General features: G+C 73.8%; 27 protein-coding genes. 15 read left to right on the top strand and 12 right to left on the bottom strand.

Going from position 1 to position 25,793, the window contains the following annotated elements; translation table 11 throughout:
* Positions 1–101 precede the first annotated feature (101 nt).
* A complete protein-coding gene (locus BBH68_RS30110; RefSeq protein WP_065966888.1) occupies positions 102–878 on the top strand; it encodes a DeoR/GlpR family DNA-binding transcription regulator in 777 nt (258 codons plus the stop codon).
* A gap of 680 nt (positions 879–1,558) precedes the next feature.
* On the opposite strand, the gene BBH68_RS30105 is transcribed toward BBH68_RS30110, so the two are convergent.
* Positions 1,559–2,155, bottom strand: coding sequence for an HhH-GPD-type base excision DNA repair protein (locus tag BBH68_RS30105; protein WP_065966887.1), 597 nt, complete (start codon positions 2,153–2,155; stop codon positions 1,559–1,561).
* Between the two features lie 232 nt (positions 2,156–2,387).
* Between BBH68_RS30105 and BBH68_RS30100 the strand changes: the two genes are divergently transcribed.
* Both BBH68_RS30100 and BBH68_RS30095 read left to right on the top strand, forming a co-directional pair.
* Positions 2,388–3,173, top strand: a complete 786-nt coding sequence (locus BBH68_RS30100) for a SigB/SigF/SigG family RNA polymerase sigma factor (protein WP_065966893.1) — start codon at positions 2,388–2,390, stop codon at positions 3,171–3,173.
* Between the two features lie 19 nt (positions 3,174–3,192).
* Positions 3,193–3,879 (top strand): dienelactone hydrolase family protein, encoded by a 687-nt coding sequence (locus BBH68_RS30095; RefSeq protein WP_065966886.1) that lies wholly within the window; start codon positions 3,193–3,195, stop codon positions 3,877–3,879.
* 41 nt (positions 3,880–3,920) lie between these two features.
* Here BBH68_RS30095 and BBH68_RS30090 read toward each other — a convergent pair whose 3' ends face one another.
* Positions 3,921–4,982 carry an ATP-dependent DNA ligase gene (locus BBH68_RS30090; protein ID WP_065966885.1) on the bottom strand — a complete coding sequence of 354 codons (1,062 nt, stop codon included), beginning with the start codon at positions 4,980–4,982 and terminating at the stop codon, positions 3,921–3,923.
* Positions 4,983–5,059: 77 nt separating this feature from the next.
* Between BBH68_RS30090 and ligD the strand changes: the two genes are divergently transcribed.
* On the top strand, positions 5,060–6,064 hold the full coding sequence (gene ligD, locus BBH68_RS30085; protein ID WP_065966892.1) for a non-homologous end-joining DNA ligase: 1,005 nt from the start codon (positions 5,060–5,062) through the stop codon (positions 6,062–6,064).
* Between the two features lie 40 nt (positions 6,065–6,104).
* Positions 6,105–7,217, top strand: a complete 1,113-nt coding sequence (locus tag BBH68_RS30080; protein WP_079151280.1) for a GlxA family transcriptional regulator — start codon at positions 6,105–6,107, stop codon at positions 7,215–7,217.
* Positions 7,218–7,244: 27 nt separating this feature from the next.
* Here the strand turns inward: BBH68_RS30080 and BBH68_RS30075 are convergent, their stop codons facing one another.
* The 3 genes from BBH68_RS30075 to BBH68_RS30065 form a co-directional block, all read right to left on the bottom strand.
* Positions 7,245–9,320: a SpoIIE family protein phosphatase gene (locus BBH68_RS30075; protein ID WP_065966884.1), complete on the bottom strand. Its 2,076-nt coding sequence runs from the start codon at positions 9,318–9,320 to the stop codon at positions 7,245–7,247.
* A 139-nt stretch (positions 9,321–9,459) separates the two neighbouring features.
* Complete coding sequence (locus BBH68_RS30070; RefSeq protein WP_065966883.1) at positions 9,460–9,963, bottom strand: hypothetical protein; 504 nt, start codon at positions 9,961–9,963, stop codon at positions 9,460–9,462.
* Between the two features lie 133 nt (positions 9,964–10,096).
* On the bottom strand, positions 10,097–10,522 hold the full coding sequence (locus tag BBH68_RS30065; RefSeq protein WP_065966882.1) for an ATP-binding protein: 426 nt from the start codon (positions 10,520–10,522) through the stop codon (positions 10,097–10,099).
* Between the two features lie 307 nt (positions 10,523–10,829).
* Here BBH68_RS30065 and BBH68_RS30060 point away from each other — a divergent pair, with 307 nt between their 5' ends.
* The gene (locus tag BBH68_RS30060; RefSeq protein ID WP_079151276.1) at positions 10,830–11,726 is read left to right on the top strand and encodes an SDR family NAD(P)-dependent oxidoreductase; all 897 of its coding nucleotides are present in this window, start codon (positions 10,830–10,832) and stop codon (positions 11,724–11,726) included.
* 206 nt (positions 11,727–11,932) lie between these two features.
* Here BBH68_RS30060 and BBH68_RS30055 read toward each other — a convergent pair whose 3' ends face one another.
* Positions 11,933–13,351 carry an NsdA family TPR-like regulatory protein gene (locus BBH68_RS30055; RefSeq protein ID WP_065966880.1) on the bottom strand — a complete coding sequence of 473 codons (1,419 nt, stop codon included), beginning with the start codon at positions 13,349–13,351 and terminating at the stop codon, positions 11,933–11,935.
* A 277-nt stretch (positions 13,352–13,628) separates the two neighbouring features.
* Between BBH68_RS30055 and BBH68_RS30050 the strand changes: the two genes are divergently transcribed.
* The 3 genes from BBH68_RS30050 to BBH68_RS30040 all read left to right on the top strand — a co-directional run bounded on the left by BBH68_RS30050 (position 13,629) and on the right by BBH68_RS30040 (position 15,578).
* Positions 13,629–14,450 carry a helix-turn-helix domain-containing protein gene (locus BBH68_RS30050; protein WP_065966879.1) on the top strand — a complete coding sequence of 274 codons (822 nt, stop codon included), beginning with the start codon at positions 13,629–13,631 and terminating at the stop codon, positions 14,448–14,450.
* Between the two features lies 1 nt (position 14,451).
* The gene (locus tag BBH68_RS30045; protein ID WP_065966878.1) at positions 14,452–14,691 is read left to right on the top strand and encodes a DUF397 domain-containing protein; all 240 of its coding nucleotides are present in this window, start codon (positions 14,452–14,454) and stop codon (positions 14,689–14,691) included.
* Between the two features lie 74 nt (positions 14,692–14,765).
* On the top strand, positions 14,766–15,578 hold the full coding sequence (locus BBH68_RS30040) for an SAM-dependent methyltransferase (RefSeq protein ID WP_065966877.1): 813 nt from the start codon (positions 14,766–14,768) through the stop codon (positions 15,576–15,578).
* 44 nt (positions 15,579–15,622) lie between these two features.
* Here the strand turns inward: BBH68_RS30040 and BBH68_RS30035 are convergent, their stop codons facing one another.
* Positions 15,623–16,849: an acyl-CoA dehydrogenase family protein gene (locus BBH68_RS30035; protein WP_065966876.1), complete on the bottom strand. Its 1,227-nt coding sequence runs from the start codon at positions 16,847–16,849 to the stop codon at positions 15,623–15,625.
* A gap of 153 nt (positions 16,850–17,002) precedes the next feature.
* On the opposite strand from BBH68_RS30035, the gene BBH68_RS30030 reads away from it, so the two are divergent.
* A complete protein-coding gene (locus tag BBH68_RS30030) occupies positions 17,003–17,653 on the top strand; it encodes a TetR/AcrR family transcriptional regulator (protein ID WP_065966875.1) in 651 nt (216 codons plus the stop codon).
* Between the two features lie 13 nt (positions 17,654–17,666).
* On the opposite strand, the gene def is transcribed toward BBH68_RS30030, so the two are convergent.
* Positions 17,667–18,215 (bottom strand): peptide deformylase, encoded by a 549-nt coding sequence (gene def, locus BBH68_RS30025; protein WP_065966874.1) that lies wholly within the window; start codon positions 18,213–18,215, stop codon positions 17,667–17,669.
* A 237-nt stretch (positions 18,216–18,452) separates the two neighbouring features.
* Between def and BBH68_RS30020 the strand changes: the two genes are divergently transcribed.
* The 5 genes from BBH68_RS30020 (at position 18,453) to BBH68_RS42240 (ending at position 22,943) form a co-directional block, all read left to right on the top strand.
* A complete protein-coding gene (locus BBH68_RS30020; RefSeq protein ID WP_065966873.1) occupies positions 18,453–19,691 on the top strand; it encodes a Mur ligase family protein in 1,239 nt (412 codons plus the stop codon).
* A 38-nt stretch (positions 19,692–19,729) separates the two neighbouring features.
* Entirely contained in the window at positions 19,730–20,458 is a 729-nt protein-coding gene (locus tag BBH68_RS30015; RefSeq protein WP_065966872.1) for a type 1 glutamine amidotransferase, read from the top strand.
* Between the two features lie 154 nt (positions 20,459–20,612).
* A complete protein-coding gene (locus tag BBH68_RS30010) occupies positions 20,613–21,638 on the top strand; it encodes a 6-phosphofructokinase (protein ID WP_065966871.1) in 1,026 nt (341 codons plus the stop codon).
* A gap of 75 nt (positions 21,639–21,713) precedes the next feature.
* Entirely contained in the window at positions 21,714–22,664 is a 951-nt protein-coding gene (locus BBH68_RS30005; protein WP_065966870.1) for a cytochrome c oxidase assembly protein, read from the top strand.
* 123 nt (positions 22,665–22,787) lie between these two features.
* Entirely contained in the window at positions 22,788–22,943 is a 156-nt protein-coding gene (locus tag BBH68_RS42240) for a hypothetical protein (protein ID WP_043488071.1), read from the top strand.
* Here BBH68_RS42240 and BBH68_RS30000 read toward each other — a convergent pair.
* From BBH68_RS30000 to BBH68_RS29985, 4 genes are read right to left on the bottom strand one after another with little or no spacing between them, the layout of a single operon-like run.
* Positions 22,912–24,414 carry a cytochrome P450 gene (locus BBH68_RS30000; protein ID WP_065966869.1) on the bottom strand — a complete coding sequence of 501 codons (1,503 nt, stop codon included), beginning with the start codon at positions 24,412–24,414 and terminating at the stop codon, positions 22,912–22,914. The two genes, BBH68_RS42240 and BBH68_RS30000, sit on opposite strands and share 32 nt — an antisense overlap.
* Positions 24,411–25,052: a GTP-binding protein gene (locus BBH68_RS29995; RefSeq protein WP_065966868.1), complete on the bottom strand. Its 642-nt coding sequence runs from the start codon at positions 25,050–25,052 to the stop codon at positions 24,411–24,413. The genes BBH68_RS30000 and BBH68_RS29995 overlap by 4 nt, the downstream gene beginning before the upstream one ends.
* Positions 25,033–25,392: a DUF742 domain-containing protein gene (locus BBH68_RS29990; protein WP_065966867.1), complete on the bottom strand. Its 360-nt coding sequence runs from the start codon at positions 25,390–25,392 to the stop codon at positions 25,033–25,035. Before BBH68_RS29990 ends, BBH68_RS29995 begins: the two co-directional genes overlap by 20 nt.
* On the bottom strand, positions 25,389–25,775 hold the full coding sequence (locus BBH68_RS29985; protein ID WP_065966866.1) for a roadblock/LC7 domain-containing protein: 387 nt from the start codon (positions 25,773–25,775) through the stop codon (positions 25,389–25,391). Before BBH68_RS29985 ends, BBH68_RS29990 begins: the two co-directional genes overlap by 4 nt.
* Between the last annotated feature and the right edge of the window lie 18 nt (positions 25,776–25,793).

The raw sequence follows: 25,793 nt of genomic DNA, 5'->3' as shown, positions 1-25,793 counted from the left end.
CCCGATGCGATGACGCGAGGACGCCCGGTGACGCGAGGACGCCCGGTGACGCGAGGACGCCCGGTGACGCGAGGACCAGAAGGACGAGTGAGACGTTGACGATGCCTGCCCAGGGAGCGCGGGGCCGCCGCGATCAGATCGTCCACCTCGCCACCACCACCGGCCTGGCCAGCGTGGAGGAGCTGTCCCGCACCTTCGGCGTCACGGCCTCCACGATCCGCCGCGACCTCGCCCAGCTGACCGCCGCCGGGCGCCTGGCGCGCACGTACGGCGGGGCGATGGCGCTGGTGGCACACCCCGAGGCGTCGCTGCGCCAGCGCACCGGCGAGGCGTTCGACGCCAAGCGCGCCATCGCCCGATGGGCCGCGAGCCGGGTCGGTACGGGCGAGACGGTCCTGCTCGACGCGGGCTCGACCGTCGGCGCGCTGGCCCACGAGCTGCGCGCGGCCGAGGATCTGACGGTCGCCACGACCGGGCTCACCGCGCTGCAGGAGCTGGCCGACGCGGAGGGCGTCCGGGTGGAGTGCCTCGGCGGCACCCTGCGCCCGCTGAGCCAGAGCTTCGTCGGCCCGCTCGCCGAGGCCGCGCTGGAGCGGATGACCTTCGACCGGGTCTTCCTGGGCGCGGACGGCGTGACCGCCCGCTACGGCCTGTGCGAGGCGGACTTGCGCCAGACCCGCCTCAAGGAGCTGATGGCCCGCCGGGCCGACGCCGTCTATGTGCTGGCCCACTCGGCCAAGATCGGCCGCCGCCCCTTCCACACCTGGGTCCAGCCGCCGCCGGGGTGGACGCTGGTCACGGACGGCGCGGCGGACCAGGACGAGGTGCGGGCGCTGCGGGCGGCGGGGGTCGAGGTCGTGCTCGTCGACGGCGGGTGAGCGCACGGCCGGTGAGGGCGGTGGGCGAGGCCCGGCGGATAGGATGAGGTCGAGGAAGATCCGGAGATTTGGAATCCGGATCAGGGAAGCGTCGCGGGGCGCGCCGACGCCCGTGACGCCGCTCCCGTCGGCCGGTCGGGTTTTCCCGCGATCCGGCGGGGGAGGCGTGGACGGGGGACGGCGGGGCACTCGCGTCGCGATGGATGAGTGGCCGTCGCACGACTTTTGGAGGTCACCGTGACACGGCAGGCCGATCCCCGGCACCTCTCCCCCGACGACCGCGACCCAGCGCCGCCGTCGCCGACCCCGTCGCCCGGCCCGGGTGGACCGGAGCCGGGTCCCGCGCCGGGACCGGAGCCCGGGCCGTCACCCGGCCCGCCGCCGGACCCCGCGCCCAGCCCCCCGCCGGGCCCGCCCCCCACCCCCGCGCCGGGTCCGGTGCCGGGCCCGCCCCCGCACCCGGTGCCCCAGCCGCCCGGCCCGGACCCGGTCCCGGAACCCTCCCCCGCCCCGGGGCCGCTCACCCGGGAGTCCGGCCCGGGGGCGACCGGCTGAGCCACGGCATGGCCGGCTGAAGCCACGGAGCACGACCGGCTGAGCCACGGCATGCCCGGCGTACCACGCCACCGAGGCCAAGCGGCCGGCGGCCGAGGCGGCGGCGCCCGTCAGGAGGGCGCCCGTCAGGACGTGGGCCGCTTGGCCGCCGCCTTGGCGGCCCGCTTGGCCTGTTGCTTGTAGGCGCGGACCTTGTCCAGCGACTCGGGCCCCGTGATGTCGGCGACCGAGCGGTACGAACCCTCCTCGCCGTAGGGGCCCGCCGCCTCCCGCCACCCCTCGGGCCGCACCCCGAACTGCTTGCCCAGCAGCGCCAGGAAGATCTGCGCCTTCTGCCTGCCGAAGCCCGGCAGCGCGTTCAGCCGGGCGAGCAGCTCCCTGCCGGTGGCGACATCCCGCCACAGGGCGGCCGCGTCCCCGTCGTAGTGGTCCACCAGGTACCGGCAGAGCTGCTGCACCCGCTTGGCCATCGACCCCGGATAGCGGTGCACGGCGGGCTTGGCAGACAGCACCTCGGCGAACCGCTCCGGGTCCCAGGCGGCGATCTCCTGCGCGTCCAGGTCCTCGCCGCCCATGCGCCGGGCGATCGTGTACGGCCCGGAGAACGCCCACTCCATGGGCACCTGCTGGTCGAGCAGCATGCCGGTCAGCGCGGCCAGGGGGCTGCGCGCGAGCAGCGCGTCGGCCTCGGGCCGCCGGGCGAGGCGGAGGGTGATGTCCATCGCGCCCGAATACCCCGCGCGGCGCGGCCGAATCAGCCTCCCCCGCCCGGGTTCCCCCGCCCGGGGGACGATCCGGAGCCAATTCGGCCGAATTGCGAGGCATTCGGGACCATGCGAGTCTGGTGGCGATCGTGAATTGGATCAACCAGAGGGAGGGCCGGGAAGAGCGGGACATTAGCGCATCGATGTGCCGCGGGCAGGATGTGACATCGGACCACGGAGACGAGTGACCATGTCAGCAACCGCGACTCGCCACCGGCGCCATGACGACACTCCCGATACCGACGGCGATTTCCTTCGCCTTTCCCGATTGCCGTCGGGGCCGGAGCGCGACGCCTTGCGTGAGGCGATCATCTGCGCCTGGCTACCCGTGGCGAAACGCCTGGCGCTGCGTTTCCGCAACAAGGGCGAGAATATGGAGGACCTCACCCAGGTCGCCTCCCTCGCCCTGGTCAAGGCGGTCGACCGCTACGATCCCGACCTCGGTCACGCGTTTCCCTCGTATGCGATCCCGGTCATCACCGGCGAACTCAAGCGGCACTTCCGCGACTATCTGTGGACGCTGCACGTCCCCCGGAACATTCAGGAAGTCCGCTCCCGCACCCGCTCGGCCCGCGACGCCCTCGAACAGGAACTCGGCGGCCGCACCCCCACCATCACCGAGATATCCACGCGCACCGGAATGCCCCAGGAAGACGTGAAAGCGGGCCTGGAGGCCAGCGCCTCGTGCACCCCGCTGTCGCTCAACGCCGCGGTCCAGGGCGCGGAGGAACGGCTGCTCGCGGAGACGGTGGGCGCGGACGACGCGGCGATCGAGCGCGTCGTCAACCGGGAGGCGCTGCGGGCGCTCATCACCCACCTTTCGGAACAGGACCGGTACGTCCTGTATCTGCGGTTCTTCGTCGGCCTCTCACAGAGCCAGATCGGCGAAATCCTCGGCTTCTCGCAAATGCACATATCCCGCAGGCTCTCCCGGCTGTACAGCGAGTTGAGGCAGGGCCTCCTGGCCCACGTCTGAGCCGCGCAGGAGGTGGCCCATGGTCTCGGCATCGGAGACGGCCCGCATCGCCGCCGACGGCGCGCTGCTGGTGGGCGACCTGGTGGTGCCCCGGGGGGCGCGCGGCGCGGTGGCCTTCGCGCACGGCAGCGGAAGTTCCCGGCACAGCCCGCGCAACCGCGCGGTGGCCGAGGTGCTGCGGCGGGCGGGGCTGGGGACGCTGCTGTTCGACCTGCTCACCGTCGAGGAGGAGCGGGTGGACGCGATCACCGCCGAGCACCGCTTCGACATCCCCCTGCTGGGCCGGCGCCTGGTGGCGGCGGTGGACTGGCTGGGCGGGCACCCGGCGACCGCGGCGCTGCCGGTCGGTCTGTTCGGCGCCAGCACGGGCGCGGCGGCCGCGCTGGTGGCCGCGGCGGAGCGGCCGGACCGGGTGCGGGCGGTGGTCTCCCGCGGCGGCCGCCCCGACCTGGCGGGCGGCGCGCTCTCCCGGGTCCGGGCGCCGGTGCTGCTGGTGGTGGGCGGCGACGACCGCGAGGTGCTGCGGCTCAACGAGCAGGCCGCCGCGATGCTCGCGGCGCCCCACGCCGTCCATGTGGTGCCCGGCGCTACCCACTTGTTCGAGGAGCCGGGGACCCTGGAGCAGGCGGCCGAGGCGGCCCGCGACTGGTTCCTGGACATGACCGCGGCCCCCGCGGCGGGCCCGGGCGGCTCCCGCCGCCGTTAGCGGCCGACTCCGCCGTCGGCTGGTCAGGAGCCGTCGGCGGGTCAGGAGCCCAGCACCTCCCCGAGGTCGTAGCACACCGGCTCCTCCAACTGGGCGTAGGTGCACTCGCGCGGCTCGCGCTCGGGCCGCCAGCGGCGGAACCGGGCCGTGTGGCGGAAGCGGTCGCCCTGCATGTGGTCGTACGCCACCTCGCACACCCGCTCCGGCCGCAGCGGCACCCAGGACAGGTTCTTGAGCCCGCTCCAGCGGCTGGGCGCGCCGGGCATGCGGTCGCGCGCCTGCGCCTCCTCGCTGGCCCAGTCGGCCCACGGGTGCCCCTCGGCCGACTCCATCCGCAGCGGCTCCAGCTCGGCCATCAGCTCCTGCCTGCGCCGCATGGAGAAGGCGCCGCACACCCCGACGTGCTGGAGCCGCCCGGCGGTGTTGTACAGGCCCAGCAGCAGCGAGCCGACGACCGGGCCGGACTTGTGCGCCCGCAGGCCCGCCACCACGCAGTCCGCGGTCCGCTCGTGCTTGACCTTGACCATGACCCGCTCCCCCGGCCGGTAGCCGAGGTCGGGGCGTTTGGCGACGACGCCGTCCAGGCCCGCCCCCTCGAACTGCCGGAACCACCGCTCGGCGAGTTCCAGGTCGTCGGTCCACGGGGCGGTGAACACCGGGTCGGCGGCCGCGCGCAGCGCTTCGGCCAGCGCGTCCTGCCGCTGTCGCAGGGGCGTGTCCATGAGGGACCGGTCGTCCAGCGCGAGCAGGTCGAAGGCCACGTAGCTCGCCGGGGTCACCTCGGCCAGGTGCCGCACCCGTGAGTCGGCGGGGTGGATGCGCTCCAGGAGCGCGTCGAAGTCCAGGCGGCCCCCGCGCGCGATGACGATCTCGCCGTCGAGGACGCAGCGCGGCGGCAGATTGGCCCGGAGGGCGCCGACCAGCTCCGGGAAGTAGCGGGTCAGCGGCTTGCCCGAGCGGCTGACCAGCTCGGCCTCGTCCCCGTCGCGGAAGACCAGGGCGCGGAAGCCGTCCCACTTCGCCTCGTATCGCATGTCCGGCGGGATGGCGGCCGCCGACTTGGCCAGCATCGGCTCCACGGGCGGCATGACCGGAAGGTCCATGCCCCGATTGTCCGTCCCCGCCGGCCCGCGCGCCCGCCGGGAGGTGGCCTGCGGCGCGCGGGCCTAGCGTGGAGCTCATGGGAGAGACGGCGGAGCTCACGGTCGGTGAGCGGACGGTACGGCTGACCAACCCCGACAAGGTGTATTTCCCGGAGCGCGGATTCACCAAGCTGGACCTCGCCCGCTACTACCTGGCCGTCGGCGAGGGCATCGTGCGGGCGCTGCGGGACCGGCCGACGATGCTGGAGCGCTACCCGGACGGCGTAGAGGGCGAGTCGTTCTTCCAGAAGCGGGCGCCGAAGAACCTGCCCGACTGGATCCCGACCGGGCGGATCTCCTTCCCCAGCGGGCGCTACGCGGACGAGATCTGCCCCACCGAGCCCGCGGCGGTCGTCTGGGGAGCCAACCTGGGCTGTCTGACCTTCCACCCGTGGCCGGTGCGCCGGCAGGACACCGACCACCCCGACGAGCTGCGGATCGACCTGGACCCGCAGCCGGGGACCGACTACCGGGACGCGGTGCGGGCGGCCGGTGAGCTGCGGCCGGTGCTGGAGGAGCTGGGGCTGCGGGGGTGGCCGAAGACGTCCGGCGGGCGCGGGCTGCATGTGTTCGTGCCGATCGAGCCGGTGTGGACCTTCACCCAGGTGCGGCGGGCCGCGATCGCCATCGCGCGGGAGCTGGAGCGGCGGGCTCCGCGGCGGATCACCACCGCCTGGTGGAAGGAGGAGCGCGGCGAGAAGGTGTTCGTGGACTACAACCAGACGGCCCGCGACCGCACCATCGCCAGCGCCTATTCGGTGCGCCCCTGGCCGCACGCGCCGGTCTCGGCACCGCTGCGCTGGGAGGAGGTGCCCGACGCCCGGCCGCGCGACTTCGACCTGGCCTCCATGCCGGTGCGGTTCCGGGAGGCGGGCGATGTGCACGCCGACATGGACCGGGAGCCCTGCCGCCTGGAGGCCGCCCTGGAGCTGGCCGACCGGGACGAGCGGGAGCACGGCCTGGGCGACCTGCCGTATCCGCCCGAGCATCCGAAGATGAAGGGCGAGCCGAAGCGGGTGCAGCCCAGCCGCGCCAAGAAGTGAGGCCGGTGGCCGGATGGGCGTGCCGTGCGAGAATCGCGCCATGCCCGCGTCCGTGCCCGCGTCCCTCTCCGTGACCGCGTCCGTGCCCGTGACCTCGGCGGGCTCCGCGTTCTCGCACCCCGGCCGCCACCGGGTGGCCGTCCTGGTCCGGCACGGGCTGCTGCCGTTCGAACTGGGCCTGGTGCACCGGCTGTTCGGCCAGGCGGTCTCGGCCACCGGCGAGCGGCTGTACGAGGTGGTCACCTGCGCGGTGGCCCCAGGCGAGATCCGTACCGCCACGGACGTCAGCGTCAATGTCGCCCATGGCCCGGACGTCCTGCGGGAGGCCGACACCGTGGTCTTCCCGGCCGCGGGCGAGCCCGACGAGCCGCAGACCGAGGGCCGGCTCGGCCCGGCGCTCGGCGACGCCTTCGCCCGGATCCGCCCCGGCACCCGGATCGCCTCGATCTGCACGGGCGCCTTCGTCCTGGGGGCCGCCGGGCTGCTCGACGGCCGCCGGGCGACCACGCACTGGCAGGCGGCCGACCAGTTCCGGAGGCTGTATCCGGCGGTGGACCTGGACCCGGACGTCCTCTACACCGACGAGGGCGATGTGCTCACCTCGGCCGGGGACGCCTCCGGGCTCGACCTCGTGCTGCACATGATCCGGCGCGACCACGGCTCGGCGGTGGCCGCCGAGGTGGCCCGCGGCGCGGTCGTGGCGCCGCACCGCGAGGGCGGCCAGGCCCAGTTCATCCGGCGGCCGGTGCCCGAGCAGCGCGGCTCCTCCACGGCCGCGGCCCGCGCCTGGGCGCTGGACCACCTGGAGCGGCCGCTGAGCCTGCGCGAGCTGGCCGCGCTGGAGTCGATGAGCGTACGGACCTTCTCCCGGCGGTTCCGCGAGGAGGTCGGCATGACCCCGGTCCAGTGGCTGACCCAGCGGCGGGTCGAGCGCGCCCGCCACCTGCTGGAGGAGACCGACCTGCCGGTCGAGCGGATCGCTCGGGAGGCGGGCTTCGGCACGGCGGTCTCGCTGCGCCAGCACCTCCAGGCGGCGCTCGGCGTCTCGCCGAGCGCCTACCGCGCGACGTTCCGCGGTCCCGCCGCGCCGAACCCCCTGGCCGGGGACGGGGCCAGGGACGGGGCGAAGGCCGGGGCCGCCGCCGGCCGGTGACGGACCGGACCGCCCGGACGCCGGTCTTCAGCGCCCGGTCGGCCGCAGCCGCGCCAGGAGCAGCGCCACGTCGTCGTCGGGCGCCCCGTGCAGGGCGGCGAGCACCTGGTCGCAGGTCCGCTCCAGCGGGCCCTGCTGGTGGTCCAGCAGCTCCAGCAGGGTGCGCAGGCCCACGTCGATGGGCTGGTGGCGCTTCTCCACCAGCCCATCGGTGAACAGGGCCAGCAGGGTGCCGGGCGACAGCTCGCACTCGGCCGCGGCGAAGGGCACGCCGCCCACGCCCAGCGGCGCGCCGCTGGGCATGTCGAGGAGTTCGGGCCGTGCGCCCGGGCGCGCGAGCACCGGTGGCAGATGGCCGGCGGTGGACAGCCGGCACCGGCCGGTGCGCGGGTCGCAGACCGCGTACAGGCAGGTGGCGATCGACTCGCCCAGGGCGGTGGTGATGTCGTCGAGGTGGCGCAGCAGCTCGGCGGGCGCCAGGTCGAGCTGGGCGAAGGCGCGGGTGGCGGTGCGGAGCTGGCCCATGATGGCCGCGGCGTGGATGCCCTTGCCCATCACGTCCCCCACCACCAGGGCCACCTTGCCGTCCTTGAGCGGCAGCACGTCGAACCAGTCGCCGCCGGCCGCGCTGACCGCGGGCAGATAGCGGGAGGCGACCTCCAGGCCGTCCAGGTCGCGCGGCTGCTGGGAGAGCAGGCTGCGCTGCAGGGTGAGCGCGGCGTCGCGCTCCCGGGCGTACAGCCGGGCGTTGTCGATGCACAGCGCGGCGCGGGTTGCCAGCTCGCAGGCCAGGGTGAGGTCCTGCTCGTCGAACGGCCGGTCGTTGACCGTGCGGTGCAGGCTGAGGGTGCCGAGCACGCTGCCGCGGGCGATCAGCGGGGCGGCCAGATAGGAGTGGACGCCTTCCTTGCGCAGCACGGCGCGGGCCGCCTCGTTGCGCGCGATGCGCCGCAGGTCCGCGTCGCTCACCCGGGGGAGGAAGATCGGCCGGGCGTCGCGGACGCACTGGGTGATCATGCGGCTGGGGTCGTACCGGGCGATCTCGCCGACGGGGTCCGCCGCGTGGACGGCGTCGGTGGGGTATCCCGCGGCCACGGCCAGCGCGCGGAAGCGGGCCGAGCCGTCCGGGCGCACCCGGGCCACGGGCTCGCGGCGCACCACCGCGTCCAGGACGTCCACGGCGGCGAGGTCGGCCAGCCGGGGCACCGCCACATCGGCCAGCTCCTGGGCGGTCTGCCGCAGGTCCAGGGTGGTGCCGATGCGCACGCCCGCCTCGGCGATGAGGGCCAGGCGCTCACGGGCCTCGGCGATCTCGCTGGCCGCCCGGTGGCGCCTGGACACGTCGATCACGGAGACCGCGATGCCCAGGACCCGGCCGCCGGGGTCCTCCAGCCGGTAGTACGACTCCGACCAGGCGTGCTCGTGCTCCGGGTCGGCCGGGGTGCGGCCGACGGTCTGGTGGTCGAGGACCGGCTGCCCGGTCTCCAGGACGTGCAGCATGGCGCTCTCGATGGCCCGGGCGTCCACCTCCGGCAGCACCTCGCTGAGACGGCGGCCGCGCAGCTCCTGCCGGCCCAGGCCGTTCATGTCCCGCAGCGCGGGGTTGGCCAGGACCCAGCACAGGTCGGTGTCGAAGACGGCCAGGCCCACGGGCGACTGTTCGACCAGGAAGCCGGAGAGGGCCAGATCGGTCTCCAGCTGCCGTACGGTCCGCTCGTCGGCCGCCAGCCCGAGGGCGTACGCGTCGCCGCGGGAGTCGCGCAGGCCCATGGTGCGGAACTCCACCCGCAGGGCGGCGCCGTCCTTGTGCCGGACCGGGACGACCCCCGCCCACATCGGGCCCGCGCGGACCCGCTCGAACAGCTCCACCGCGCGCCGCCGGTTCTCGCGGTCGACCAGCAGCCGGACGGCGTTGCGCCCCAGGGCCTCGGCGGCGCTGTAGCCGATCAGCCGCTCGGCCTCCGGGCTCCACAGGGCGATCCGGCCCTCGCTGTCCAGCACGACGGCGGCGACCCGGAGCAGGTCGAGCAGACCCCCGGGGGCGGCGGCCGGGCCGTTCGGGTACGCCTCACCGTCCGCTCGCGGGCGGTCTTGCGCAGTCATCCCGGCACCTCATTCCCGCTGCCCCTTCTGTCATACCTCAGATGGGGAAGGGCCGCTGCCGGACGACGGTCGGACGGCCGTACGTACGGGCGGAGGGGCAGCCGTACGGACGGCCGCCCCGGCCGGGCGGAGGGGCCGGCTAGCGGAACAGGGCGTACGAGGCGCCCTCCCGGGGCCGGGGCGCCTCGCTGTCCCGCAGCGCGGCCCACAGCGCCCCGCTGTCGGTGAGCGGGCCGCCCGGCCGGACCAGCCAGACGTGGCCCCGCCGCACGCACCCGGGCCGGGGGCAGCGCAGCACCCGGCCGGGCCCGGCGGCGGCCACGGCCCTGCGGCGGCGGTGGCCGGTCCCCTCGAGCCACGCCTTCCACTGCTGGGCCGAGCCGGGCGGCACCAGGAAGGAGAGCACCTGGCTGGCGCCGGCCAGCATCACCGGGCCGACCACCGCGTCGCTGTGCCGCAGCTCCCGGAGTACGGCCATCCCGAGCCGGCCGGACATCCTGACCAGGTCGAAGAGCGGGCCCACCGGGAGGTCGGCGAGGCCGTCGCCGCTGGCCCACTGCAGGCGCACCCGGCCGGGCTCCTCGCCGGCCGACGACAGCAGCCAGTCGGCCGCGCCGGTCTCCACGGTGCCTCGGCTGTGCATCGCGCCTCCGCTCTCCCCTCTGCCTCGTCGGCGTCCCGTCTCCGCCCCGTCGGCGTCCCGTCCGCGTCGTGGCGGCTCCCGGCGGCGTACGGCCGGCGTGCCGGCGGCGTCCACCGGCGGCCTTCCCGTGCCCTTACGGCGTCCGCCCGAGCGCCAGCGTGAACCACACCTTCTTGCCCGCGCCGTCCCCGTCCGGCGGCGAGGTGCCCCAGTCGCTCGCCAGGATGTCGACGATGGCCAGCCCCCGCCCGGCCTCGTCCGTCTCGGCCGGTGTGCGGAAGACCGGCCGGGCCGGCGAGCCGTCGGCCACCTCGATCCGCAGCTCGTCCCCGGCGGGCTCCACCCCCGCGGTGACGGTGACGATGTCGCCGGGGCCGCTGCTGCCGTGCTCCACCGCGTTCGCGAAGAGCTCGTCGGTGGCCAGCACCGCGCTGTCCACCACGTGGTCCAGCTCCCAGTCCAGGAGGAAGGCGGTGAGCATCCGGCGGACGGCGAAGGCGCGGTCGGCGCCGGCCGGGAACCGGGCCCGGAAGAAGCGGCGGGTCGCCAAGGAGATCACCGGCCCCTCCCCGCCCGTCCGCTCCCTGGGGCCGATAACGCCCCTGGTCCGGGTGGTTGGGGCCCCGGTAAGCGGGTAAGCGCGTGCCGGCGGCCTCCACCGCGGCATCCGCGCCGGGGGCGGTGGGTGCCGGGGTGCGGCATGGACCCTCCTCGGAAAACAGCGCGAGACATACATCGGTCATCGTTCACGTAGACAAACGGTTGAACGGTCCGGTCGGCGAGGGGGCACGGGGGTTGTCCGGTTGTGCGGGCGTAGTGGTTCGGGTCGCCGGTCCCCGGGGCTGTACGGTCCGGGCGTGGCAAGCGTGAGTGAGGACCACGGGCGGGCGCCCTGCCCGGTGGGGCGATCCGGGGTGGCCGACAAGCGGATCGTGGTCACCGGGGGCACCCGTGGCCTGGGCGAACAGATCGTACGGCTGCTGCTGGCGGACGGCGCCGCGGTGGCCACCTGCGCGCGGACGGAGCGCGGTTTGGCGGCCCTGAGGGGGGCGCTGAGCGCGTCCCCCCGTACGCCCCCCAGTGCGCCCCCGCCGAACATTCCGGCCACCCCGGCCACCCCGCCCGCCGGATCACCGGGCGGCCGGGGGCGCGAGGCGCTGTTCACCCGGGCGCTGGACGTGGCCGAGCCGGGGCCGCTGGAGGCCTTCGTCGATGCGGCGGCGGAACGTTTCGGCGGACTGGACGGCGTGGTGGCCTGCGTCGGCGGCGCCCGCGGCGGCGGGCTGGAGGAGGCGGACGCCCGGGACTGGACCGCGACCTGGGAGATGAACGTCGGCCACACCGCCCGGCTGGTGCGCGCCGCGGTGCCGCACCTGCGCGCGGCCGGCGGCGGGTCGGTCGTGGTCATCGCCTCCATCTCCGGCTGGAAGCCGGGGCCGCAGGCCCAGTACGGCGCGGCGAAGGCCGCCCAGATCCACCTCGCGGCCTCGCTGGCGCGCGAGCTGGGGCCCGCCGGCATCCGGGTGAACGCCGTCTCCCCGGGGTCGATGCTGATCCCCGGGAAGCGCTGGGACCGGATGCGCGGCGAGGAGCCGGAGGCGTTCGCCAGGTTCGCGGCGGAGTTCCCGCAGGGCCGGCTGGTGGCCCCGCAGGAGGTGGCCCGGGTGGTCGCCTTCCTCCTCTCGGACGCCTCCAGCGGCGTCTCCGGCGCCCATGTCCCGGTCGACCGCGCCCAGAACGCGCCGAGTCCGGAGGGCTACTAGGGGAAGTCAGCTCTGGGGAGACACCCGTGAGCGAGACACCCGTGGGCGAGACACCCGTGGGCGGGCCACCCCCAAGCCCTCGGAACACCCGCGGCTTCGCCCGGGCCCCGTACACCCCCGCTGGTGCGGGGTCCGGGCGAAGCCGCCTTCCGGGCCGCATGGCGGTGCCGCCCGGAAGGAGCCGGGGGGAGGCCCCGCCGGGCGGGTCAGGCCACCGTGCCGAGCAGGGCGCGGGAGCGGAGTTCGAAGTCGCGGACCAGGGGCTCGCCGCGGTGGGGCCCCAGCCGGGTGCGGAAGTCGCGCAGGGCCTGGATCGAGCGCTCGCTGTGCACCCCGCTGAGTGCCTCCAGCGCCTCGTTCGCCGTGCCGATCGCCTCGTCGAGCCGGTTCTGCTGGAGATGGGCGGTGGCCAGCACGGAGCGGCTGATGGCCTGGCGGCGGCGCCGGTCGCCGTTGGCCCGCACCGACTCGTCGGCCGCGCGCTCGGCCTCCGCCGCGTTGCCCAGGTCGCGGAAGCACAGGGCGGCCTCGGCCTCCAGGTAGTGGTGGTCGAGGAAGCGGACCCACTCCGACTCCTCCTCGGCGCCCCGGCTCGCGTCCAGCGCCGCGTCCGCCGCGCGCAGCTCGCGGGCGGCCTCGCGGGGCTGGTCGAGGGCGGCGAAGCCGCGGGCCGCCATGGCGTGCAGGCGCATCAGGCCCAGGGGGCTGCCCGCGTGCCTGGCGGTGGCCACGCCCACCCGGGCCAGCTCGACACCCGCCTGGGGCTGGCCGAGGTTGGTGGCCAGATGGGACAGGCCGGCCAGGATCTGGCCGCCGAGGACCCGGTCGCCGCCTTCGGCGCACAGCCGCAGCGCCTGGGTCATATAGCGCTGCGCCAGGCCGTACTCGGCGTGGTCGTAGCTGCTCCAGCCGGCCATCGCGGCCAGCTTGGCCGCGGCGGTGAACAGCTCGCGCCGCTCGCCCGCGGCCAGGCCGGGCCGCTGGAGCATGGGGACGACCTCGCTCGACAGGTACAGGACGATGCTGGCGCGGACCTGGCCGCCGCCGAAGCGGTTGTCCATCTCGTCGAACATGCTGATCGCCGCGCGGACCTGCTCGATCCGGCCGGCGTCGGCGGCCGCGGCCGGAGCGCCGGCGGCGGGGCCGGCCGCGTCCTGGCTCTCGACCAGCCACAGCAGCCACTCGCGCTGCGGGGTCAGCAGCGCGCCGGCGACGAAGGGCACCGCGCCCAGCAGGCTACGGCGGGAGATGTCGGTGGAGCCGAGTTCGGCGAGCGTGTGCAAGGTTTCCGCCACGTCCTCCCGGTAGGCCAGCGCCCTGGCGACGACCGGGCGCTGTCGGTCGGGGATGAAGCCGAGCTCGGCGGGGGCCACCGGCCGGCCGAGTCGGTGGGAGAGCACGGCCGCGATCAGTTCGGGCGTCGTGCCGCGCGGCTGGCCGCCCCGCAGCCAGCGGGTGACGGACGCCTTGTCGTAGTTCGAGCAGTGCCCCTGACGGCGGCCCAGCTCATTGACGCGCAGGGCCAGTGAGGCGTACGAGCAGCCGGATTCCTTCAGGGCGGCGGCCAGCGCGTGGTTGGGGGCCGAGCCCCCGCGCCCGGCGTCCGGCGCCGCGCCGCCGGTCACCGCGGGCCCTGCTGGGTCGTGCCGCCGGGTGTCCGTAACTCCCTGACCGACAAGGGGCGTTGGGGGCACCAGCCGTAGTACGTGATGTGCGTCACGTGCCCACTATGCGCGCCGGTGGGCTCAGCTCGCAAGCTTCGTTCTGATAATTTCAAAACGATCGACATCGCTCTGTCCGGTGCTCCACGGCCGTGGCACACTGCACCCACATGACGGTGATTCCGGGAGGCAGGACGTGAGTGAGGCACGGCCGGGGAGCGCCGCCCCCACCGTCTTACGCATGGTCCTGGGCAAGCGCCTGAGACATCTGCGGGAGCGGGCCAAGGTGTCGTTCGAGGAGGCGGCCCGGGCCGTCGAGGTCACCCCGCTGACGGTGCGCCGGATGGAGAAGGCCGAGGTCGGCCTGAAGATCCCGTACGTCAAGGAGCTGCTGCGGACCTACGGCGTGCCCTCGACCGAGATCGACGACTTCCTGGACCTGACCCGGGAGGCCAACCAGCCCGGCTGGTGGCACCAGTTCCGCGATGTCGTGCCGGAGTGGTTCAGCGCGTATGTGAGCCTCGAGAGCGAGGCCACCGTCATCCGCGCCTACGAACCCCACTACGTCCCCGGCCTCCTGCAGACCGAGGACTACGCCCGGGCGGTGCTGCGGGCCGGTTTCCCGGGCGACACGGAGGAGGAGATCGAGCGCCGGATCGCGCTGCGCGTCAAGCGCCAGAGCCTGCTCTCCAAGCCGGACGCCCCGGTCATCTGGGCCATCGTGGAGGAGACCGCGCTGCGCCGCCCGGTCGGCGGGGCGGAGGTGATGCGGCGGCAGATCGACCACCTCGTCGAGGCCCTGGCGAGGCCGAAGGTGCGGCTGCAGATCATGCGGTTCGCGGCGGGGCCGCACCCCGGCGCCTTCGGCCCGCTCCACTACTTCCGCTTCGGTTTCTCCGAACTGCCCGACGTCGTCTACACCGAGAGCGTCACCGGCGCGGTCTACGTGGACCAGCCGGCCGAAGTCGTCACCTGTCTGGAAGTGCTCGACCGGATGGCCGTCCAGGCCGAACCGGTCGGCGAGACCATCCCCATCCTGGCCGAACTGCGTAAGGAGCTGTGACATGACGGACCCGGTCTACAGCGGAATGCCCGCCATGGAACTCGGCGCCGAGGGCTGGCACAAGCCCTGGAGCGGCACCAACGGCGGGACCTGCATCGAGGCCAAGAAGCTGCCGGACGGGCGGGTCGCCCTCCGCCAGTCCACGGACCCGACCGGCCCCGCCCTGATCTACTCCCGGGCCGAGGTCGCCTCGTTCCTCGAGGCCGCCAAGGCCGGCCTGGCCGACTTCCTGATCGCCTGAACAACCCCTGCCACAGCGGTAAGTTGGGGCCCCGCAGCACGGCTTCACGCATGGCATGGCAGGAGAATCCCCAGATGACTCATGGCTCGTCCACCCCCGGCCGGCAGGCCTTAGGCAAGATCGACACGACCGTGCCGCACTCGGCCCGGATCTGGAACTACTGGATGGGCGGCAAGGACAACTACGAGGTCGACCGTGTGGCCGGGGACCAGTACCGCGAGGTCGCGCCGACCATCGCGGTCATGGCCCGCGCGTCCCGGGCGTATCTGATCCGCACCGTGACGCATGTGGCCGGCGAGGCCGGGATCCGCCAGTTCCTGGACATCGGCACCGGGCTGCCGACGTACGACAACACCCACCAGGTCGCCCAGCGGATCGCCCCCGAGGCCCGCATCGTGTACGTGGACAACGACCCGCTGGTGCTCCGGCACGCCCAGGCCCTGCTCACCAGCACCCCCGAGGGCGTCACCGACTACATCGACGCCGATCTGCACGACCCCGACAAGATCCTCCAGGCCGCGTCCGAGAAGCTGGACTTCAGCCGCCCCGTGGCGCTGATGCTGATGGGCATCCTGGGCCACATCCAGGACTACGACGAGGCCCGCGCGATCGTGCGCACGCTCCAGGAAGCGCTCCCCTCCGGCAGCTACTTCGTCCACTACGACAGCACGGACACCGACCAGTCGCTCAAGCAGGCCCAGCAGGGCTACGACGACACCGGCGCGGTCCCCTACGTCCTGCGCAGCCCCGAGCAGTTGGCGCGCTTCTACGACGGCCTGGAGCTGATCGAGCCCGGCATCGTGTCCTGTCCGCTGTGGCGGCCCGAGCCGGCCGACGCGCCCGTCGAGAAGACGGACGTCTACGGGGGCGTCGCGCGCAAGCGCTGACGCCCCCGGCGCTTCCGTGCCGCCGGCGCTCCCGGCGCTCCCGGCTAGCGGATCTGCATGCCCGAGAGGGTGCGGGCGATCACCAGGCGCTGGATCTCGCTCGTACCCTCGAAGATGGTGAAGATCGCGGCGTCGCGGTGCATCCGCTCCACCGGGTACTCACGGGTGAATCCGTTGCCCCCGAGGATCTGCACCGCCTGGGCCGTGACCGCCTTCGCCGTCTCCCCGGCGAAGAGCTTGGACATCGAGCCCTCGGCGGCGGCGAAGGGCTTGCCCGCGCTCGCCATCCAGGAGGCCCGCCACACCAGCAGGCGCGCCGCGTCGATCCGGGTGCGCATGTCGGCGAGCTGGAAGGCGATGCCCTGGTTGTCGATGATCGGCCGGCCGAACTGCACCCGGTTCTTGGCGTATTCGAGCGCGACCTCGTACGCGGCGCGGGCCACGCCCACCGCCTGGGCGCCGACGGCCGGGCGCGAGGCCTCGAAGGTCGCCATGGCCGCGTTCTTGCCGCGCTCGGTGCCGGCCCGGGCCCGCTCCCGGGCCCGGGCGAGGCGCTCGTCGAGCTTCTCCTTGCCGCCGAGCAGGCAGTGTCCTGGGACGCGCACCTCGTCCAGCACGACCTCGGCGGTGTGCGAGGCGCGGATGCCGTGCTTCTTGAACTTCTGGCCCTGGGAGAGGCCGGGCGTGCTCGGGGGCACCACGAAGGACGCGTGGCCGCGCGCGCCCAGCTCCGGGTCGACGGAGGCGATGACGACGTGGACGCCCGCGATGCCGCCGTTGGTGACCCAGGTCTTGGTGCCGTTGAGGACCCACTCGTCCTTGGCCTCGTCGTAGACGGCCCGGGTGCGCATCGCGGCGACGTCCGACCCGGCGTCCGCCTCGGAGGAGCAGAACGCGGCGACCTTCACGTCGTCGGCGTCGCCGTACATGGCCGGGACCCAGGTGCCGACCTGTTCCTCGGTGCCGTTGGCGACGACGGCGACGGCGGCCAGGGAGGTGCCGACGATGGACAGCGCGATGCCGGCGTCGCCCCAGAAGAGCTCCTCCATCGTCATGGGGATGCCGAGGCCGGTGGGGTCGAAGTACTGCTGGGCGTAGAAGTCCAGCGAGTACAGTCCGATCTTCGCGGCCTCCTGGATGACCGGCCAGGGGGTCTCCTCCCGCTCGTCCCATTCCGCCGCCGCCGGGCGCATCACATCGACCGCGAATCCGTGAATCCAGTCGCGGACCGCCTTCTGGTCGTCGTCGAGCTCGAACGAGAACTCCGGCATGACCCCTCCACCTGCCTATTACCATCGGTAACAAGAGTCTGTTACCCACCAGTAGACGATGTCAACTCCCGCCGCCGATCCGCCCGCTCCCCGGGCCGGGGGTGTTACGTTGCGCAGGCGCATCAGGACCACCAGGGGGCGGGAGGCGACTTCATGGACACCGGCATCGGCCAGCGCGAGGATCAGCGGCAGGCTGCCCAGCGGCGGCGCAAGGAGCTGCTGGAGGCGGCGGACCGGGTGGTGCTGCGCGACGGGCCCGACGCCTCGATGAACGCCATCGCCGCCGAGGCGGGCATCACCAAGCCCATCCTGTACCGCCACTTCGGCGACAAGAGCGGGCTCTACCGCGCCCTCGCCAAGCGCCACACCGACGCGCTGCTCGCCTCGCTGCGCGCCGCGCTCGACGCCCCCAACGACCGCCGGGAGCGCGTCGAGGCCACGCTGGACACCTATCTGGCCGCGATAGAGGCGCGGCCCCAGGTCTACCGCTTCCTGATGCACCCCGCCGAGGACGCCCCCCAGGCGGAACAGGGCTTCGACATCGGCCGCCACTCGGCCCCGGTGCTGCGCCGGCTCGGCGAGGAGCTGGCCAAGGTGATCACCGAACAGCTCGACCTCGGCCCCGACGGCACCGAGGTGGCGCGCGTCTGGGGACACGGCATCGTCGGCATGATGCACGCCGCGGGCGACTGGTGGCTGCGCGAGCGGCCCTGCTCCCGCGCCCAGTTGGTGCGGCACCTCACCGATCTGCTGTGGGGCCGGCTGACCACGGTGGACGACCGCGTCGCCGCGCCCGGCCGCTGAGCGCGCCCGGCCGCTAGGGGGTGTCCGTGGCCCAGGGCGCCCGCCGCGCCGCGCGCAGCGCCCGGCGGCGCCGCAGCCCGGTGAGCCGGTCGGTGAACAGACGCCCGTCGAGGTGGTCGCACTCGTGCTGCAGACAGCGGGCGAAGAAGCCCGTGCCGACCACCCGCACCGGCTCCCCGGTCACCGTGACGCCCGCCACGACCGCGTGGTCGTGGCGCGGGGTGCCCGCCTCGACGCCGGGCAGCGACAGACAGCCCTCCGGCCCCCGCACCGTCACCCCGCCGACCTCCACCAGACGCGGGTTGACCACATGCCCCAGATGCCGGCGGTCCTCGTCGTCCGGGCAGTCGTAGACGAAGACCCGCAGCCCCTCCCCCACCTGGTTGGCGGCGAGACCGACGCCCTGCGCCGCGTACATCGTCGCGTACATGTCCTCCACCAGCCGGGCGAGGGCCGCGTCGAAGACCGTGACCTCCTCGCAGGGCGTGGCCAGCCCCGGGTCGCCGAGCAGCCGCATCGGCCGCACCAGTCCGCGACTGCCGGGAATCGCGCCTTTTCGCATGGCACCAAAGCCTACGTGGCCGGTGAGGGGCTCACGGCACCGCTCACGGCGCCGCTCACGACGGCGACGGGGGTCACTCGTCCAGGTTTGTGCGGGTGAGATTCGGGAGAGCGCCCGGATCTCGATAGGCTGCTCTCCGACCGTGGCCTCCCGGCTGGCGATTCGGCGCGGAGGGGGCGTACCACCGGCGCCTCATGGGGGCAGGAGCGGCGCCGGCATGCGAGGAGGACGAAGACGATGGCAGGCAACTCGGAGCCGCTGTCGCCGCGGGCCAAACTGGCCGTGACGGCGGGCAAGGCCGCGGCGGCGGTGTCGCGGGCGGCGGGCCGCGGCAGCGGATCGGTGATCGGCGGCAAGGTGGCCCTGCGGCTCGACCCCGACCTGCTGCGCAGGCTAGCGCAACACCTGGACGTGATCCTGGTGTCGGCGACCAACGGCAAGACCACCACCACCCGGCTCATCGCCGAGGCGCTGCGGGCGGCCGGCCCGGTCGTCTCCAACGCGCTCGGCGCGAACATGCCCGCCGGCATCACCTCGGCCCTCGCCGGGGGCTCCGACGCCCGCTACGGCGTGATCGAGGTCGACGAGAAGTACCTCGCCGGTGTGGCGCGCGACACGGAGCCGAAGGCCATCGCACTGCTCAACCTCTCCCGCGACCAGCTCGACCGCGCCGCCGAGACCCGCATGCTCGCCGAGAAGTGGCGTGAGGGCCTGGCCGGCACCAAGGCCGTGGTGATCGCCAACGCGGACGACCCGCTGATCGTCTGGGCCGCCTCCTCCTCGACCAACGTGGTCTGGGTCGCGGCGGGCCAGGAGTGGAAGGACGACGCCTGGTCCTGCCCCTCGTGCGGCGGCGTGCTGCAGCGCCCGGGCGACGACTGGGTGTGCGCCGACTGCGGCTTCCGCCGCCCCATCCCCACCTGGGCGCTCAACGGCGACTACGTGCTGGACCCGCACGGCTCGGCCTGGCCGATCCACCTCCAGCTCCCCGGCCGCGCCAACAAGGCCAACGCCGCCACCTCGGCGGCCGTCGCGGCGACCTTCGGGGTGCCGCCGCAGGTGGCGCTGGAGCGGATGTACCAGGTCCAGGCGGTCGCCGGCCGCTACGACGTGGTCACCTTCGAGGAGCGCCAGCTCCGGCTGCTGCTGGCCAAGAACCCCGCCGGCTGGCTGGAGACCTTCTCCCTCATCGACCCCCCGCCCACCCCGGTGATCCTGTCGGTGAACGCCCGCGGCGCGGACGGCACCGACACCTCCTGGCTGTGGGACGTGGACTACACCCGGCTCGCCGGGCACCCGATCTGCGTGATCGGCGACCGCAAGCTGGACCTGGCGGTCCGGCTGGAGGTCGCCGGCCTGGACTTCCGGGTCTGCGAGAACCTGGACGAGGCCGTCCGGATCGCCCCGCCCGGGCGGATCGAGACGATCGCCAACTACACCGCGTTCCAGGACCTGCGCCGCCGCGTGGGCAACTGAGGCCGTACGAGCGAAAAGGGCACAAGGAATTGCGACGGATGAACCAGAACAGCCTGCGCCTGGTGTGGGTCTACCCGGACCTGCTGAGCACGTACGGCGACCAGGGCAACGCGCTCGTCGTCGAGCGCCGGGCGCGCCAGCGCGGGCTGGACGTCTCCCGCCTCGACGTCCGTTCCGACCAGCAGATCCCCACCTCCGGTGACATCTACCTGATCGGCGGTGGCGAGGACCGGCCGCAGCGGCTCGCGGCCGAGCGGCTGCGCCGGGACGGCGGGCTGAACCGCGCGGTGTCCAACGGCGCGATCGTCTTCTCGGTGTGCGCGGGCTACCAGATCCTGGGGCACGAGTTCATCAACGACCTCGGCCAGCGCGAGCCGGGCCTGGGGCTGCTCGATGTGGTCAGCACCCGGGGCGAGGGCGCGCGCTGCGTCGGCGACGTCCTGGCCGACATCGACGACCGGCTGGGGCTGCCGCCGCTGACCGGCTTCGAGAACCACCAGGGCGTCACCCACCTGGGCCCGGCCGCGCGCCCCTTCGCGCGCGTCCGGTTCGGCAACGGCAACGGCACGGGCGACGGCACCGAGGGCGCGTACAACGACACCGTCTTCGGCACCTACATGCACGGCCCCGTGATGGCGCGCAACCCGCACATCGCGGACCTGCTGCTCAAGCTGGCGCTGGACGTCAACGCGCTGCCGCCGGTCAACGACCAGTGGTACGAGGCGCTGCGCGACGAGCGGATCGCGGCGGCCACCCAGGCCTCGTAGGGTCTGTCGTCAAAGGGGGCGCCCGGGCGTCCGGGCCCCCGGGCGCCCGCATGGCGGACACACCGGGGCCCCGCCCCTCCCTCGCTTGTAGGGTGGCGGGGTCCCGCCGGACGACGCGGTCCGGCCGTCAGCCCACACTGCAGAGGTAAGGGCCATGCGCATTGGTGTGCTCACATCCGGCGGCGACTGCCCCGGCCTGAACGCTGTCATCAGGTCCGTCGTGCACCGCGCGGTCGTCGACCACGGCGACGAGGTGATCGGCTTCCACGACGGGTGGAAGGGCCTGCTCGAGTGCGACTACCGGAAGCTCGACCTGGACGCCGTGGGCGGCATCCTCGCGCTCGGCGGCACCATCCTCGGCTCCACCCGGGTGCAGCCCACCCGGCTGCGCGACGGCGTGGAGCGCGCCAAGGAGCATCTCGCCGAGCTAGGCCTGGACGCGATCATCCCGATCGGCGGGGAGGGCACGCTCAAGGCGGCCCGGCTGCTGTCGGACTCCGGGCTGCCGATCGTCGGCGTCCCCAAGACGATCGACAACGACATCGCGGCCACCGATGTGACCTTCGGCTTCGACACGGCGGTCGGGGTGGCGACCGAGGCCCTGGACCGGCTGAAGACCACCGCGGAGTCCCACCAGCGGGTGCTGATCGTCGAGGTCATGGGGCGGCACACCGGGTGGATCGCGCTGCACTCCGGCATGGCCGCGGGCGCCCACGCGATCGTGGTGCCGGAGCGGCCGTTCCACATCGACGAGCTCACCGAGGTCGTCGGGGCGCGGTTCGAGGCGGGCAAGAAGTTCGCGATCGTGGTCGTGGCGGAGGGCGCGAAGCCGCGCGAGGGCACCATGGCCTTCGAGTCGGGCGGCACGGACGTCTACGGCCACGAGCGGTTCGCCGGGGTGGCCCGGCAGCTCTCCGACGAGCTGGAGCGGCGCCTGGGCAAGGAGGCCCGGCCGGTGATCCTGGGCCATGTCCAGCGGGGCGGCACGCCGACGGCGTACGACCGGGTGCTGGCCACCCGCTTCGGCTGGCACGCGGTCGAGGCCGTGCACCGCGGTGACTTCGGGAGCATGACGGCGCTGCGCGGCACGGAGATCACGCTGGTGCCGCTCGCCGAAGCCGTCGAGCGGCTCAAGACGGTCCCGGCCGAGCGGTACGCCGAGGCCGAGTGCGTGCTGTGAACTGAGCGGTTCTACCCTGGTGCGGGGCGCTTGCGGGGAAGCGCCGGGATGTCGCGTATCACCGGGAGAACATACATGGATCACAGCGGGCACGGGATGCCCATGGATCTGCCGCCGTTCACGCTCTCGCGCGGGCTGGAGTTCGGCGGGGACTCGTTCTTCCTGGTGGGCTGTGTGGTGGCGCTCGGCCTGTACGGCTGGGGCGTGGCGCGGCTGGCCCGGCGCGGCGACCGCTGGCCGGTGGGGCGGTCCGTGTCGTTCGCGGTGGGGGTGCTCACCATCGCGCTGGTGATGTGCACCAAGCTCAATGACTACGGCATGGTCATGTTCAGCGTGCACATGGTCCAGCACATGGTCGTCAGCATGGTCGCCCCGATCCTGCTATTGCTCGGCGCTCCGGTGACGCTGACCCTGCGGGCCCTGCCGACGGCCGGGCGCGGCCGCAAGGGGCCCCGGGAGCTGCTGGTGGCGCTGTTGCACAGCCGCTATGTGCGGGTCGTCAGCCATCCGGCGTTCACGATCCCGATGTTCATCGCGAGCCTGTACGGGCTCTACTTCACCCCGCTCTTCGACTTCCTCATGGAGAGCAAGGCCGGGCACATCGCGATGATGAGCCACTTCCTGCTGGTGGGGCTGTTCTTCTTCTGGCCGATCATGGGGGTGGACCCGGGTCCGCACCGGCCCGGGTATGTGATGCGGATGCTGGAGCTGTTCGCGGGCATGCCGTTCCACGCCTTCTTCGGGATCGCCCTGATGATGGCGAGCGAGCCGATGGTCGGCACGTACGACCACCCGCCCGCCTCGCTCGGCGTCGACGCGCTGTCCGACCAGACGGCGGCGGGCGGCATCGCCTGGGCCTTCAGCGAGATCCCCTCGGTGGTCGTCCTGGTCGCCCTGCTCGCGCAGTGGTACCAGTCCGAGCGGCGCCAGGCGCGGCGCGCGGACCGTACGGCGGACCGGGACGGCGATCAGGAGCTGGCGGCGTACAACGCCTATCTGGCCTCGCTCCAGGCCCGCGGCCGCTAGCGGCCTGCCCGCCCCTGCCGCCCCCGCCGCCGGCCGCCCCTCTTCGAGGGACGGGCTCTAGCGGCGGGGGCGGCTGCCGTAAGACCATGGGTGGAGCCGCCTAAGGCTGAGGAGGTTGCGGGGATGCCCGGATCTGCGAAGGCGATGACAGCGTGCACGGTGGGGGGCCTGGTCCTGGTGACCGCCTATTCGGTGGCCCTCGGCAGCAATGGGTGGCTCTGGTTCGGCTGGGTGGTGCTCGGGCTGCTCACCGTGGGGGTCGTGGTGGCCCGGGCCTGAGGGCGCGCCACAGCGACCGCCACCACGGCCGGGGTGCGGCGGGCTCGGGCCCGGTGACCTCCGCGCGCGGCTCCAGGGGGTCCTGCGCGGACGCGATGCGGTCCAGGAAGTCCGGGCCCAGCAGCCCCCGCTCGGTCTCCAGGGTGTCCCAGTCGCCCCGGCGCGGGGTGAACTCGGCGGGCAGGGAGACGAGGTGGCGGGAGACCCACGAGGCGGTCCACCTCAGCTCGCTCTCCGGGACCGCGAGCCGCAGGTCGGGCAGGCGCAGCAGCAGGGCGTCGATGCCGGTGTCCGTGATGGCGCGGCCGATGTCCTGGCCGGGGCATTCGTGGGGTCCGCCGCTGAAGGCCAGGTGGGAGCGGTTGCCGTACATGGGCGCGGTGATGTCGGGGCGGATGGCGGGGTCGACGTTTCCGGCGGCCAGGCCGAGCAGCAGCATGTCGCCGGCCCTGATCCGGCGTCCGGCCAGCTCGGTGTCGCCGGTGGCCCAGCGGCCGGGGATCACGGCGAGGGGCGGTTCGTCCCACAGCACGTGCTCGATGGCGTCCGGCAGGGTCATATGACCGCCGGCCAGGGAGGCGCGGGAGCGCGGGTCGGTGAGCACCGTGCGCAGGGTGTTGGCCATCAGGTTGGTGGTGGTCTCGTTGCCGGTGAGCAGCACGAGCCGCAGATGCTGGACGACCTCCTCCCCGGTCAGCCCGGAGGGGTGGCTCAGCAGCCAGGAGGCCAGGTCCTCGCCGGGCTGGGCGCGCTTGCGCGCCACCAGGTTCTCCAGGGTCCTGGTGACGTACTCGTTGCTGCTGATGGCCGTCTCGGTGCCCTTGATCAGGTCGCGGCTGGCCTCGACCAGGCGCGGTCCGTCCTCGTCGGGCATGCCGAGCAGATGGGTGAGCACCAGCATGGGCAGCCGCTCCGCGAATCCGGTCACCAGGTCGGCGTGCCCGTCGGCGGCGAACTCGCCGACCAGCTGGTGGGTGAAGCGGGTGACGTGGCGGCGGATCCCGCGCCGGTCGAAGCGGTTCATGCTCTGGGTGAGGGCCGTGCGCAGCCGCTCGTGCTCCTCGCCGTCGGCGAAGGTGCACATGGGCTGCCAGCCGACCACCGGCAGCAGCGGCGAGTCGGGGGCGACCCGGCCCTCCCGCCAGTCGCCCCAGTGGCGGGAGTCGCGGGAGAAGCGGGAGGGGGTGCGGGCCACTTCCAGGTTCTCCCGGTAGCCCAGGAGCAGCCAGGCGGGCAGATCGCCGGCGAGCCGGACGGGGGCGACCGGGCCGTGCTCGGCGCGCAGCCGTTCGTAGAAGCCCGTCGGGTCGGCTTCGTGCTCGGGCCCGAAGAGGTCCGCCAGGGCGTCGGTGCGGGTGGTGGCGGCGCGGTCGTCCGGGTGGGCGCCGGTGCGGGGGGCGGTGTGGGCGGGGCATCCGGGGGGAGGCACGGCCGCGGGGCCGGCGCCCGGATGGTCGGGGGGAGGGGTCACGGGGTCTCCGGGGGCACGGCGATGAGGGACCGCAGATAGCGGACCAGGGTCAGCAGGGTGTCGCGGCTGGACCCGCGGTCCCGGGCATCGCAGTCGATCATGGGTACGGAGTCGGGCAGGTCCATCGCGGCGCGCAGCTCCGCCATGGGGTGGACGGGGGCGTCGGGGAAGGCGTTGACGGCGACGACGAAGGGCACGGCGCGCTCCTCCAGCCGGCCGATCACATCGAAGCCGACCTCGAGGCGCCGGGTGTCGATGAGGACGACGGCGCCGAGGGCGCCCTCGAACAGGCCGTCCCACAGGAACCAGAAGCGCTCCTGGCCGGGCGTGCCGAAGAGGTAGAGCACCAGCCGGTCGTTCAGGCTGATCCGGCCGAAGTCCATCGCCACGGTGGTCTCGGTCTTGCCCTCCACCCCGGCGAGGTCGTCGATGCCGACCCCGGCCCGGGTCATGGTCTCCTCGGTGGTCAGCGGCCGGATCTCGCTCACCGAGCCGACCATGGTCGTCTTGCCGACCCCGAACCCCCCGACGATCACCACCTTGACGGCCGCGCTCACCGAGGGCGGCAGGACGTCCTCGCCGCGCGGTCCGGCGGGCGGTTCGGGGCCGAGGAGCGCCTCAGAGCTTCTGTAGTCCATGCATCACCGCCTGGAGGAGTTCGGGGTCGGGCAGCTCGGCGGCGGGGATCGGCGCCCGGGTTTCCACCTGGTGGTTCCGGAGCAGCTCGGCGAGCACCACGGTGACCGCGGAGACGGGCAGGGCCAGATACGCGGAGATCTCCGCGACGGACAGCGGGAACTGGCACATCCTCAGCACGGCGGCGCACTCGGGGCGGGTCCCCGCCTCCGGCTCGGCCCGCGCCACGACCAGGGTGACCAGGTCCACGTACGCCCGCTCGGTGGTGGGCGCGCGGTCCTCGGTGACGGTGTACAGCCGGTCGGGGACGCCTTCGGCCCAGCGCCGCCGAGGTTCGCTCACGCCGTCCGCCCGTCGACCCGGGGTGGGCTGCTCAGGTGCTCGCCGAGCCGGGCGACCAGGCTCCTCATGCACTGGCCCATGAGCCCGGCGTCCACGCCGGCCTCGGCCAGCACCGCCAGATACGCTCCGACGCCCGCCGCCATCAGATAGAAGAACCCGCCGCCGACCTCGATGGCGACCAGTCTCATCCGCCCGTCGCCCTCGGGGAGTTCGGCGGCGATCGCCCCGGCCAGGCTCTGCAGCCCGGCGCAGGCGGCGGCGAGCCGGTCGGCGGTCTCCTCGTCGGCGCCGAGTCGTGCCATGCACAGGCCGTCCGAGGAGAGGAGCACCACGTGGCGGGTCTGCGGAACGCTTTTCATCAGGTCCCGGAGCATCCAGTCCATGTTGTACCGCGGTTGCGT

The organism is Streptomyces sparsogenes, assembly GCF_001704635.1.
Lineage (GTDB): Bacteria > Actinomycetota > Actinomycetes > Streptomycetales > Streptomycetaceae > Streptomyces > Streptomyces sparsogenes.
Note: the sequence above shows the minus strand (reverse complement) of the source record. Positions and strands in the feature narration are given on the sequence as shown.